The 12477-nt window shown below is 69.5% G+C and carries 12 protein-coding genes and 1 pseudogene; 9 read left to right on the forward strand and 4 right to left on the reverse strand.

The window, feature by feature from the left end; genetic code table 11:
• Positions 1-4: 4 nt before the first annotated feature.
• The 7 genes from ACFV0T_RS19865 to ACFV0T_RS19895 all read left to right on the forward strand — a co-directional run bounded on the left by ACFV0T_RS19865 (position 5) and on the right by ACFV0T_RS19895 (position 6775).
• The gene (locus ACFV0T_RS19865; RefSeq protein WP_003993189.1) at positions 5-418 is read left to right on the forward strand and encodes a roadblock/LC7 domain-containing protein; all 414 of its coding nucleotides are present in this window, start codon (positions 5-7) and stop codon (positions 416-418) included.
• Between the two features lie 112 nt (positions 419-530).
• Positions 531-926, forward strand: a complete 396-nt coding sequence (locus tag ACFV0T_RS19870; protein WP_385780469.1) for a DUF742 domain-containing protein — start codon at positions 531-533, stop codon at positions 924-926.
• A complete protein-coding gene (locus ACFV0T_RS19875; protein WP_030793795.1) occupies positions 907-1482 on the forward strand; it encodes an ATP/GTP-binding protein in 576 nt (191 codons plus the stop codon). The genes ACFV0T_RS19870 and ACFV0T_RS19875 overlap by 20 nt, the downstream gene beginning before the upstream one ends.
• Before the next feature lie 379 nt (positions 1483-1861).
• Complete coding sequence (locus tag ACFV0T_RS19880; protein ID WP_385780471.1) at positions 1862-5107, forward strand: nitrate- and nitrite sensing domain-containing protein; 3246 nt, start codon at positions 1862-1864, stop codon at positions 5105-5107.
• A gap of 10 nt (positions 5108-5117) precedes the next feature.
• Entirely contained in the window at positions 5118-5531 is a 414-nt protein-coding gene (locus ACFV0T_RS19885) for a roadblock/LC7 domain-containing protein (RefSeq protein WP_005479603.1), read from the forward strand.
• Positions 5532-5628: 97 nt separating this feature from the next.
• Entirely contained in the window at positions 5629-6213 is a 585-nt protein-coding gene (locus tag ACFV0T_RS19890; RefSeq protein ID WP_385780474.1) for a DUF742 domain-containing protein, read from the forward strand.
• A complete protein-coding gene (locus ACFV0T_RS19895) occupies positions 6194-6775 on the forward strand; it encodes an ATP/GTP-binding protein (RefSeq protein WP_351346482.1) in 582 nt (193 codons plus the stop codon). Before ACFV0T_RS19890 ends, ACFV0T_RS19895 begins: the two co-directional genes overlap by 20 nt.
• A gap of 207 nt (positions 6776-6982) precedes the next feature.
• Here the strand turns inward: ACFV0T_RS19895 and ACFV0T_RS19900 are convergent, their stop codons facing one another.
• The 4 genes and pseudogenes from ACFV0T_RS19900 to ACFV0T_RS19915 form a co-directional block, all read right to left on the reverse strand.
• On the reverse strand, positions 6983-7180 hold the full coding sequence (locus ACFV0T_RS19900; protein ID WP_385780477.1) for an acyl-CoA carboxylase subunit epsilon: 198 nt from the start codon (positions 7178-7180) through the stop codon (positions 6983-6985).
• 57 nt (positions 7181-7237) lie between these two features.
• Positions 7238-8821 (reverse strand): acyl-CoA carboxylase subunit beta, encoded by a 1584-nt coding sequence (locus tag ACFV0T_RS19905; protein ID WP_385780480.1) that lies wholly within the window; start codon positions 8819-8821, stop codon positions 7238-7240.
• Positions 8822-8996: 175 nt separating this feature from the next.
• A pseudogene (locus tag ACFV0T_RS19910) lies at positions 8997-9207 on the reverse strand (hypothetical protein); the annotation flags it as partial.
• A 242-nt stretch (positions 9208-9449) separates the two neighbouring features.
• Positions 9450-9998, reverse strand: coding sequence for a hypothetical protein (locus ACFV0T_RS19915; protein WP_385780482.1), 549 nt, complete (start codon positions 9996-9998; stop codon positions 9450-9452).
• Between the two features lie 273 nt (positions 9999-10271).
• Between ACFV0T_RS19915 and ACFV0T_RS19920 the strand changes: the two genes are divergently transcribed.
• Positions 10272-10880 carry a YceI family protein gene (locus ACFV0T_RS19920; RefSeq protein ID WP_385780485.1) on the forward strand — a complete coding sequence of 203 codons (609 nt, stop codon included), beginning with the start codon at positions 10272-10274 and terminating at the stop codon, positions 10878-10880.
• Positions 10881-11620: 740 nt separating this feature from the next.
• Positions 11621-12403, forward strand: a complete 783-nt coding sequence (locus ACFV0T_RS19925; protein WP_385780488.1) for a serine protease — start codon at positions 11621-11623, stop codon at positions 12401-12403.
• The last annotated feature ends 74 nt before the right edge of the window (positions 12404-12477 follow it).

Consider the following 12477-nt stretch of genomic DNA (forward strand, 5'->3'; position numbering starts at 1 on the left):
TCCGATGAGCCAGGCGGCACAGAACCTGAACTGGTTGATCACCAACTTCGTGGACAACACCCCTGGGGTGTCCCACACAGTGGTGGTCTCCGCCGACGGCCTTCTGCTGGCGATGTCCGAAGGTTTCCCGCGGGACCGCGCCGACCAGCTCGCGGCCGTCGCGTCCGGGCTCACCTCGCTGACGGCCGGGGCCTCCCGGATCTTCGAGGGCGGCAGTGTGGCGCAGACCGTCGTGGAGATGGAACGCGGGTTCCTTTTCCTCATGTCCGTCTCCGACGGCTCGTCTTTGGCCGTGCTCGCGCACCCCGAGTGCGACATCGGCCTCGTCGGCTACGAGATGGCACTCCTGGTAGACCGCGCGGGAGCGGTCCTCACGCCCGACCTGCGCGCCGAACTCCAGGGAAGTCTGCTCCACTGACCGGCCCCGGATCCACCCGTCTCACCAAATCACCGTCCGGCCGCCACAATCCCCCCACCGGCCCCCGTCAGACGGCACGACTGACCGATCTGCTGTCCCGCCCGGAGGATTCATGACCCCGCCCAACGCCTCTCATGATCCGTACGCGGAGCCGTACGGGGACGAAGGCGACCAGCCGCTGGTTCGCCCCTACGCGATGACCGGCGGCCGGACCCGGCCGCGTTACCAGCTCGCCATCGAGGCGCTGATCAGCACCACGGCCGACCCGGCAGCGCTCATGGGGTTGCTCCCGGAGCACCAGCGCATCTGCCACCTGTGCCGTGAGGTGAAGTCGGTCGCCGAGGTCTCGGCGCTGCTCGCCATGCCCCTGGGCGTGGCCCGGATCCTCGTCGCGGACCTCGCGGAGGCCGGACTGGTCGCCATTCACCAGCCGGGCGGCGACGAGTCCACCGGCGCACCGGACGTGACACTGCTCGAAAGGGTGCTCAGTGGACTTCGCAAGCTCTGACGGAGGACGGGCGACCACCTCCGCGAAGATCGTGGTGGCCGGCGGCTTCGGCGTCGGCAAGACCACGTTCGTGGGCGCCGTCTCCGAGATCAACCCCCTGCGTACCGAGGCCGTGATGACGTCCGCGTCGGCGGGCATCGACGACCTCACCCACACCGGGGACAAGACCACCACCACGGTGGCCATGGACTTCGGCCGTATCACGCTCGACCAGGACCTGATCCTGTACCTGTTCGGTACGCCGGGCCAGGACCGCTTCTGGTTCATGTGGGACGACCTGGTGCGTGGTGCGATCGGCGCGGTGGTCCTGGTGGACACCCGCCGTCTGGCCGACTGCTTCCCCGCGGTCGACTACTTCGAGAACAGCGGTCTGCCGTTCGTCGTCGCCCTCAACGGCTTCGACGGCCAGCAGCCGTACCAGCCGGAGGAGGTCCGTGAGGCCCTCCAGATCGGCCCGGACACCCCGATCATCACCACGGACGCCCGCCACCGCTCGGACGCCAAGTCGGCGCTGATCACGCTGGTGGAGCACGCGCTCATGGCCCGGCTGAGGTAGTTCTCAAGTCGGTGGTGCCGTACGGAAGTTGTCGTAGGCGCCGCCGGAGCCGACTGTGTCCTTTGACACGGTCGGCTCCGGCGTTCATAACGTTTCGGCAGAGGTATCGGGTGGTATCGCAACGCGTCGCGTTCGACCCGTCTCGCTGCGCGCACGAAGGCCCCGTCTTTTGACGGGGCTCGCTGCTTTATGACCGTTTTATCTGGGGCTTACATCACTCGGAACCGGCTCTTCCGACTGTTTGGAAGAGCACTGCTCCACGTGCTGGAATGCCTGAACTGCCCAATAGTCAAAGACGTACTCACTAGTCGATGACGTACTGGGCTCTGAGACACTGCGGCACGACGAAGGTGCCGACCGCCGAGAGGTTGTTGGTCGAGTGAGGCGAAGCACGAACAGTCCCGAGCCGGCGGCGCGGGGCAACTTCACCCCGCCGCCGCGCGGAGCGGCGACCGCCCCTGTACAAGGCCCGGAGCCGACGGCGACGCCCCCAGCGAGCGGCGGCCGTCTCTCTCCGCGCAACTGGCGGGTGCCGACCCGGCTGAACGCCATTCTGCTCATACCCGTGGTGGTCGGCCTCGTCATGGGCGGCTTCCAGGTGCGGAGTTCGATCAACACCTGGCAGGAAGCCCAGGACGCGGAGAACACCGCGCGTCTGGTGCGGGCCTCCCTGGCCTACGCGGACGCCCTCTACAACGAGCGTGACGCCTCGGTCGGGCCCCTGCTCGAAGGCAAGGGCCAGGACGACAAGACCGTCACCGCCGTCCGCAAGACGACGGACCAGGCCGCCGACGCGTTCGACGAGGCCGCGCTGAGCATGCCGGACAAAGCCGGTCTCCAGCGCCGTCTGAAGCTGTTCCGGCAGGAGGAGCCCAAGCTCCAGTCGATCCGGGCCGCCGGGTTCACCGCCAAGCTCCCCGCCGTGCAGACGGAGGAGGGCTACACCAAGGTCGCCCACCCGCTGATGGAGTTCGCCAACGAACTCGGTCTGGGCACCGGAAACATCACCAGCTACGGCCGTACCGTCTACGCGATCTCGCTGACCAAGGCCGCCCTGTCGCTGGAGCGCTCGATCGGCATGCACCTGCTGATCAAGCCCGGCCCCAAGGCCGAGAGCTTCGGCAAGCAGCGCGTCGCCCTCTCCTCGTACGCCTACCTCGAGGGCATCGCGGTCGAGGAGTACCTCGGTGGTGGCACCGAGGCCGACGCCGCCAAGCTCAGCGCGGCCGAGAAGAAGATCAAGGCGCAGGGCGCGGCGCTGGCCCAGCAGGCCGCGGGCGCGAACCCGGACTACGTCCCGCCGCCGGCCGACCCGACCGACATGATCGCGGCCCTGTCGACGCTCCAGACCACGGACCCCGCCGAGCGCGCGCTGCTGGCCCAGAAGGGCATCACCGCGCAGAACTGGTGGGCGGTCAACACCCTCAAGTACGACGCGTACCGCAAGATCGAGACGGACATGGCCGACAAGGCCGTGAGCGAGGCGTCGGGCATCGCCGACGACGCCAAGACCTCCGCGTTCATCACCGGTGCCGCCGTCGTGGTCGCCCTGCTCGCCGCGTTCATCCTGGCCGGCATGGTGGCCCGCCAGATGAGCCGCTCCATGCGCCAGCTGCGCAACGCCGCCTTCGGTATCGCCGAGCAGCGCCTGCCGATGCTGGTCGACCAGCTCTCGCGCACCGACCCCGGCCGGGTCGACACCCGCGTCGCCCCGATCCCGATCACCACCACCGACGAGATCGGCGAGGTCGCCCGCGCCTTCGACCAGGTCCACCGCGAGGCCGTCCGACTGGCCGCCGAGCAGGCCCTCCTGCGGGGCAACATCAACGCGATCTTCACCAACCTGTCGCGCCGCAACCAGTCGCTGATCGAGGGCCAGCTGTCCCTGATCACCGAACTGGAGAACAACGAGGCCGACCCGGACCAGCTGGAGAGCCTCTTCCGCCTGGACCACCTCGCGACCCGTATGCGCCGCAACGGCGAGAACCTCCTGGTCCTCGCCGGCGAGGAGCCCGGCCGCCGCTGGGACCAGCCGGTCCCGCTGGTCGACGTGCTGCGCGCCGCCTCCTCCGAGGTGGAGCAGTACGAGCGCATCGAGCTCTCCGGTGTCCCGGAGGCCGAGATCCACGGCCGCGCCGTGACCGACCTCGTGCACCTGCTCGCCGAGCTCCTGGAGAACGCCACCACGTTCTCCTCCCCGCAGACCAAGGTCCGTGTCACCGCGACCCGTCTCCCCGACGGCCGCGTCATGATCGAGATCCACGACAAGGGCATCGGCCTGACCGCCGAGGACTTCGCGGACATCAACCACAAGCTGGCCAACCCGCCGACCGTGGACGCCGCGATCTCCCAGCGCATGGGCCTGTTCGTGGTCGGCCGGCTGTCCGACCGGCACGGCATCCGCGTCCAGCTGCGCCCCTCGGGCGAGCAGGCCGGTACCACCTCGCTGGTCATGCTGCCCGACGCGATCACCCACGGTGGCGGCGGCGAACAGCAGCTGGAGCGCGACGAGTTCACGGTCTCGCAGATCATCCCTGAGCAGCAGCAGCCGCAACTCCAGTACCAGGGCGAGAACTTCAACCAGCAGCCGCTGCGCACGGCGGCCGAGCTCGGCTTCGACGACAGCCGTTACGAGGTCCCGGACGACATCCGCGACCTGGACCCCGTCGGCCGCTCGCTGATGCGCGAGGAGCGCCGGGCCGCCCTGGAGACCCACTCGCAGCCCGAGGACGGCCGACAGGGCGCCGACGCGCCCTCCTCGTACGGCGACGAGTTCGACGCCCGGCACGCGGCGTACGAGAGCGGTCAGGGCTCCTACGACGGCGACGCGACCGGCTACCAGGAGCAGTCCGCCGGTTACGACCAGCAGACCGCGTACGAGGGCCGCCGACAGCAGTCGTACGACGACCAGTACTTCGGGTCGAACGGCGGCGCGCCGCAGAACAACGGTTTCGCGACGAACGGCGGCTACTCCGGCCCCTCCTATGCGGAGTCGGCCCAGGAGAAGCCGGCGGCGGCGCACCCCGCTGCCCCCGAGACGTTCTCGGGCTTCGAAGAGCCGTCCTACCAGGACGACTGGCCGCAGCAGACCGGTTACCAGAACGGCTACCCGGACCAGTACGCTCCGGAAGCGGAATCCTCGCAGGCCGCTGACGTGAACGAGCGGGACCGCGTAGGCTTCGACCGTCCGGGACCGACCTCCTCCGCCGCCGGCTCGATGACCGACGCGGGGCTCCCCCGCCGGGGCTCCGGCCCGAGTGGTGCGAACGGGTCGAACGGCGTGGGACGCGCGCAGCAGGAGCCGCAGGCCTCCGCTGCGGAGGGCAACGGCACCGACTGGCGTTCGGCGAACGACGACCGCTGGCAGCAGGCCTCGCAGCTTCGCAAGCCCAAGGCGGGCGGGGTCACCTCCTCCGGTCTGCCGCGGCGGGTACCCAAGGCCAACCTGGTCGAGGGAGCCGCCGAGACCACCCCTCAGGGCGGCCCACAGGTCTCCCGCGCCCCGGAGGACGTCCGGGGCCGGCTGAGCAACCTGCGTCGAGGCGTCCAGCGCGGACGCAACGCAGGCAGTGAAACGAACGGCCAGGGCTTCGGTCCTGACAGCACCTACAACCAGGAGCGTTAGTGTGAGCCCGATGAGCCAGGCGGCACAGAACCTGAACTGGTTGATCACCAACTTCGTGGACAACACCCCGGGGGTGTCCCACACCGTGGTGGTCTCCGCCGACGGACTCCTTCTGGCGATGTCCGAAGGGTTCCCGCGTGACCGCGCCGATCAGCTCGCGGCCGTCGCGTCGGGTCTGACCTCGTTGACTGCCGGTGCCTCGCGCATCTTCGAGGGCGGCAGCGTGAACCAGACGGTTGTGGAGATGGAGCGGGGATTCCTGTTCATCATGTCCGTCTCCGATGGTTCGTCGCTCGCCGTACTCGCCCACCCAGAGGCGGACATCGGCCTCATTGGGTACGAGATGGCCCTCCTGGTGGACCGTGCGGGTACGGTTCTGACACCCGATCTTCGTGCGGAGCTCCAAGGGAGCCTTCTCAACTAACAGACGGACGGTGCGTATTGGCGTCCCGGGGCCGTAAGGTTTCGGGACGCGGCTCCACAGTGATGGGTGCCAGTGCACAGTCGGAGGAGGAGAGAAAGTGGCAACACCCCCAGGCGGTTCGTCGGGCAACTGGTCGTACGGTCCTGCCCAGGGCCAGGGCGACGGTTCCCCGAACCCGTACAACTTCCCCTCCTCGCCGAGCCAGCGGCGTCAGCAGCCGTACGCGCCCCAGGGTCCACAGGGCCCCGGATCGTCGCCGTACGACCAGCCGCACGCGCCGCGCATCCAGCCGGTGCAGCCGCAGCGGCGTACCCCCGAGCCCGCGCCCGCCGGGGCGTCGAACAACCCACTGGTGCGTCCGTACGCCATGACGGGCGGCCGCACCAGGCCGCGGTACCAGCTCGCCATCGAGGCACTGGTGCACACCACCGCAGCTCCGCACCAGATGCAGGGCCAGCTGCCCGAGCATCAGCGGATCTGCAATCTGTGCCGAGAGATCAAGTCGGTGGCCGAGGTCTCGGCCCTCCTCACGATCCCCCTCGGCGTGGCCAGGATCCTCGTCGCCGACTTGGCGGAGGCGGGACTGGTCGCCATTCATCAGCCCGGCGGCGACGAGAACGCCGGCGGCCAGCCAGACGTGACACTGCTCGAAAGGGTGCTCAGTGGACTTCGCAAGCTCTAGCGGCGGTCCTTCCCGCTCCACCACCTCCGCGAAGATCGTGGTGGCGGGCGGCTTCGGCGTGGGTAAGACCACGTTCGTCGGCGCCGTCTCGGAGATCAACCCGCTGCGCACGGAGGCCGTCATGACGTCTGCTTCGGCAGGCATCGACGACCTCACCCACACCGGGGACAAGACGACCACGACGGTCGCCATGGACTTCGGACGTATCACCCTGGACCAGGACCTGATCCTGTACCTGTTCGGTACACCCGGCCAGGACCGCTTCTGGTTCATGTGGGACGACCTCGTGCGCGGTGCGATCGGCGCGATCGTGCTGGTGGACACCCGTCGTCTCGCGGACTGCTTCCCGGCGGTCGATTACTTCGAGAACAGCGGCCTGCCGTTCGTCATCGCCCTCAACGGCTTCGACGGCAACCAGCCCTACCAGCCGGACGAGGTGCGCGAGGCGCTCCAGATCGGCCCCGACGCCCCGATCATCACGACGGACGCCCGCCACCGCGCGGACGCCAAGTCGGCGCTGATCACCCTGGTGGAGCACGCGCTCATGGCGCGCCTGCGCTGATCCGGCGTACGTACTGACAGGTGGGCGGCCCCTCCCGGCTCGGGACGGGCCGCCCACCTGTCTGTCCGCCCGCCCGTGGGGCCGTCCACCCATGTGTCCGCGCCGGTCCGCGCGCCGGTCCGCTGCACCGCCCCTCATGCCCGCACACGGCAGAAGGGCCCCTCTCGCGCGGAGAGGGGCCCTTCTGTCGTGCCGGGGTGTCGCGGACTAGCCGTGCCAGCTGTGCGGGGCGCGGAAGCCGGGCTCGCGCTCCAGGCGGCGCCAGCCGGCCTTCGCGCGGCCGGGGTGCGCCGGGGCTTCCGTGGACGCACGGGCCGCGGCACGCGCGAGCAGGATCGCCGTGATGGCGGCGACCTCCTCGGGCTCTGCGTGGCCCTTCTCGACGCGAATGTCAGTGGAGTTCATGGGTGTCAGTCTCCGTGAGAGAGGTTTCCGCAGGGGGACCGCGGAGGATCCGCGGGGTTACTGCGGGGGATTGCCGTGCTTGCGGGAAGGCAGGTCGGCGTGCTTGCTGTGCAGCATCGCGAGGGACCTGATGAGGACCTCGCGGGTCTCAGCCGGGTCGATGACGTCGTCCACCAGGCCGCGTTCGGCGGCGTAGTAGGGGTGCATGAGCTCGGACTTGTACTCCTTGACCATGCGCTTGCGCATGCCCTCGGGGTCCTCGGCTTCGGCGATCTGGCGCCGGAAGATGACGTTGGCGGCGCCTTCGGCGCCCATCACGGCGATCTCGTTCGTGGGCCACGCGTAGGTGAGGTCGGCACCGATGGACTGGCTGTCCATGACGATGTACGCCCCGCCGTACGCCTTGCGCAGGATCAGCGAAATCCTCGGCACGGTCGCGTTGCAGTACGCGTACAGCAGCTTCGCTCCGTGGCGGATGATTCCGCCGTGCTCCTGGTCCACGCCGGGGAGGAACCCCGGCACATCCAGGAACGTGATGATCGGGATATTGAAAGCGTCACACATCTGGACAAAGCGCGCAGCTTTTTCGCTCGCCTCGATGTCCAGGACGCCCGCGAGGGTCTGCGGCTGGTTGGCGACGATGCCCACCACCTGGCCGTCGAGCCGGGCCAGCGCGCAGATGATGTTGCGCGCCCAGCGCTCGTGGACCTCCAGGAAGTCGCCGTCGTCGACGATCTCCTCGATGACCTTGGCCATGTCGTACGGTCGGTTGCCGTCCGCCGGGACCAGGTCCAGCAGGACGTCGCCGCGGCGGTCCGCGTCGTCCGTGGAGTCCACGCGCGGCGGGTTCTCGCGGTTGTTCTGCGGGAGCATCGACAGGAGGTAGCGCACCTCGGCGATGCAGGTCTCCTCGTCGTCGTACGCGAAGTGGCAGACACCGCTCGTCTCGGCGTGCACGTCCGCACCGCCGAGCCCGTTCTGGGTGATCTCCTCACCGGTGACCGCCTTGACGACGTCCGGGCCGGTGATGAACATCTGCGAGGTCTCGCGGACCATGAACACGAAGTCGGTGAGGGCGGGGCTGTAGGCCGCGCCGCCCGCGCACGGGCCGAGCATCACGCTGATCTGCGGGATGACACCGGACGCCTTGGTGTTGCGCTGGAAGATGCCGCCGTAGCCGGCGAGGGCGCTGACGCCCTCCTGGATCCGGGCGCCGGCGCCGTCGTTCAGCGACACCAGCGGCGCACCGGCCGCGATGGCCATGTCCATGATCTTGTGGATCTTCGTCGCGTGGGCCTCGCCCAGCGCGCCGCCGAAGATCCGGAAGTCGTGCGCGTAGACGAAGACCGTGCGGCCGTCCACCGTGCCCCAGCCGGTGATCACACCGTCCGTGTACGGCTTCTTGGACTCCAGGCCGAAGCCCGTCGCGCGGTGCCGGCGCAACTGCTCGACCTCCCGGAAGGACCCCGGGTCCAGGAGCAGCTCGATCCGCTCCCGGGCGGTCAGCTTGCCCTTGGCATGCTGCGCCTCGGTCGCCCTCTCGCTGGGACCCGCCAGCGCCTGCACACGGATCTCGTGCAGCTCGGCCACCCGACCCCGCGCGTCCGCCGGCTCACCGGTCGTCTCTTCCAAAACGGTCATGTAGCGACCTTACGAAGCCCGCCAAGGAAAGCGAGCCGTCGACTCCGTACAGTCTCCAGACCGTTTTCCTGGTAGCACTGAACAGAACCACAACCCTGTGCAGGCGTTCCGACTGCTCAGAGGGCGTGCGCCTTGTAGAGGTCACACAAACACAGAGGCTGAGAGCCGGCTCACATTAGTGAGTCGCGCATGCCATCCCTGGAGTGACACGGAGGCGCAGACGGCGGTCTGCCGACAGCTTCTCGACCGACTCGTCGGCCCGGAACACCCCGCACGGGACGGTCCCGGACGATCTCCAGCGGCTCGCCGGTGCGCGGCCGCTCGCTCACGCGGAGCATAGCCGTCCGGCCGGTGCGGCCGACCCGGACGCTCGCGCCCGCCGAGGCGGCCGACGGCCACCACAGGAGCATCCCCGCCCCCGGTGTGCCGGCCGCGCGGGTTCTCCCCGTTGCCGCACTCGTAGTGCGCCATGCGGTCACCGGCCATGGGGCCGCGAGGTCGAGCCGGCGGCGGCACAGGGGGCCGCAGGGGGCGTCCGCGGCGCGGGCGGAGCCGGTCCCCGCGGCAGACCCGCCGCGAGGACCGTCGCGCCGAGGAAGAGACGCGTGAGGGGCCGTACCCGACGCGCTCAGCAGCCGCCGCAGTTGTAGTACAGGACGTCCCAGTGGTTGCCCTCGTCGGCGTAGATGTTGCCGGCGCCCGACTGGTACTGCGGGGCGCCGTCGCCGCGCAGTCCGATGTACGTGAAGGAGTTCTTGATGTAGTTCGTCACGCAGGTGTTCTTGCCGTAGTCGAGCTTGTAGCCGTTCCAGTGGGAGTAGGTGCCGGAGGCATGGCCGGTCTCCGTGCCGCCGGTGATGTTGAGAGCGCAGCCGCTGGCGCTCTTGAGGGTCTGGGCGCCCTGGGCGGTGGCGAGGTTGAGCTGGTCGAAGGACGTGCAGGTGGAGTTGTTGCGGTTCGAGCAGTTGCCGGAGGAGGACCAGGTGATGCCGGCCGAACGGAACATCGAGGTGGCCGTGGCGTGACTGATCTTGGTGGCGGCGAAGGCGTCGCCGGCGGTGCCGAGGACGGCGACGCCGGGGGCGACGAGGAGGGCCAGGGCGGTGAGCGCGGAGCGGAGCCGGTGCGGTCTCGCGTTCTTCGTGGGGGCCAGTTTCGCGATCGTCGTGGGGACCATGGGGAAACCCTTCCTGCGGATGGCCGTGCTTGCTGTGGGGCGGCTGTGCAGGTGGCGCAGGGAGATGGTGCCCGAGGTCTACGCGCGTCCGCCAGAGGGCGGCGGACGATTACTCACCGTCGTGTGAGAAACACGTTGCGGATGATGTTGAAAACCGGACGGAATAGGGTTACCGTCGATCCCGTTACCTGGTTGAACATTCAACAGAATTGTCCGACCCTCCCGTTCCGCGGCTTCGAACGAATCCGCGACCCCGTCCCCAAGGAGCACCTCATGGGCATCTTCGGCCGCAAGAACACCAACGACACGACCCCTCAGGCCGCTGCGGCCGTCACCCCTGAACTCGCCGCGCTGACCGGTGAGTACGCGATCGACCCGTCGCACTCCACGTTCGGGTTCGTGGCACGCCACGCGATGGTCACGAACGTCAAGGGCAAGTTCAACGACGTCAGCGGCTCCCTGCACCTGGACGGCAGCGACCCGGCCAAGTCCACCGCCACCATCGACATCAAGATGGACAGCGTCGACACCGGCTCCGCCGACCGTGACGGCCACCTGAAGAGCGCGGACTTCTTCAAGGCCGAGGAGTTCCCGACGATGACCTTCCGCTCCACCAAGGCGGAAGCCCTGGGCGGCGACGACTACCGCATCACCGGCGACCTGTCCATCCTCGGTGTCACCAAGCCGTTCACCATCGACCTCGAGTTCAACGGCTCCGCCACCGACCCCTTCGGCAACGAGCGCGTCGGCTTCGAGGGCACGGCCCAGATCCTGCGCTCCGAGTGGGGCCTGACCTGGAACGCGGCGCTGGAGACGGGCGGCGTGCTGGTCTCCGACAAGATCAAGCTGAACTTCGACATCTCGGCGATCAAGAGCGCCTGACGCCTGACACCTGTCGGCGGACGCCGGAACAAGGCCCCGAGCACACCCTCACCTCCCGCCCCCGTCGGGGCGGAGGGCGAGTGCTCGGGGCGTCGGCGTTCTCCTGCCCGGGAGGTCATGGCGTACGACGTGAGACGTCACGGCGCACCCGTCGCGCCTGACGGCGCCGTGGACGCCGTGGCAACGCCGGGAGCGGGACGGCGCGGTGCCGGCGGACGCGGGACCGGGAGCGGCCGGCAGGCCGCGGTCACGTAGCAGGTAGCCAAGCCCGCCCGCGCAGGCCCGGGCGAAGCACGCGACGCCTCGCGCCCCGATGTCGGTCCGCCCGCGGTTCCCGGTCGCGACGACGTACGCGGTGAGGACCGGCCAGGGCCGGTGACGGCCGAAGAACGGCCGCCCCAGGGCGAAGGCCGCGCCCACAACAGCCGCCCCCTGTGGCGCCCTACGGGTGCTCGGTCGCGGGCGCGGGCGGAACGCGCGGCGCGGTGCCTCCGGTTCGGGGGCGGGGCGCCGGGGGCGTACCGGCCGCCGAGCCCCTCCACCAGCCAGACGCGGGCGCACACGCACGCCCGGGCCGCGTGTGGCCGGATTACACCCCTTGTGTGGGCGGTCACAGCGTTCTCATAATCCAGCAACAGAATTTGACGAGCTCATGCCAGCACATGGGCTTTCCTTTACGGCCCTCACGGACCACCTTCTTGGCATGCGCATGTCATTCCACCCCCCACGGAAGGCATCACGTGAAGAAGCTCTTCAAGGCGCTCAGAAGATGCGCGGTCGCCGGCGCGGCCGTCCTCGCGGTCGTCAGCCTTCAGCCCGCCTCCCCGGCACAGGCCGCCCCGGCACCGGTGGTCGGCGGAACCCGGGCCGCGCAGGGCGAGTTCCCGTTCATGGTCCGGCTCTCCATGGGCTGTGGCGGCGCGCTCTACACCCAGCAGATCGTGCTCACCGCCGCGCACTGTGTGAGCCGCACCGGCGCCAACACCGGCATCACGGCCACCGCCGGTGTCGTGGACCTCCAGTCGACCTCCGGCCGTGTGCAGGTCAAGTCCACCTACGTCTACCGGGCCCCCGGCTACAACGGCAACGGCAAGGACTGGGCGCTGATCAAGCTCGCCTCGCCCGTCAACCTGCCGACGATGCCCATCGCGACGACCACCACGTACAACACCGGCACCTTCACCATCGCGGGCTGGGGCTCGGCCTCCGAGGGCGGCGCCCAGCAGCGCTACCTGCTCAAGGCGACGGTGCCGTTCGTCAGCGACGCCACCTGCCGCTCCTACAGCGGCTACAGCGGGCTGGTCGCCGGCGACGAGATCTGCGCCGGATACGCGGCGGGCGGTGTCGACACCTGCCAGGGCGACTCCGGCGGCCCGATGTTCCGCCGCGACAACGCGGGCGCGTGGATCCAGGTCGGCATCGTGAGCTGGGGCATCGGCTGCGCCCGGGCCAACGCCCCCGGCGTCTACTCCGAGGTCTCGACCTTCGCCTCCGCGATCGCCGCGGCCGCGGCCACGCTCTGACGCACAGCACACCGCCTCGTACACCGTGCGGCCCCCGCACAGGGCACGGGCCCGGCGCCGTCACGCGCCGGGCC

This window comes from Streptomyces sp. NPDC059582, assembly GCF_042735715.1.
Lineage (GTDB): Bacteria > Actinomycetota > Actinomycetes > Streptomycetales > Streptomycetaceae > Streptomyces.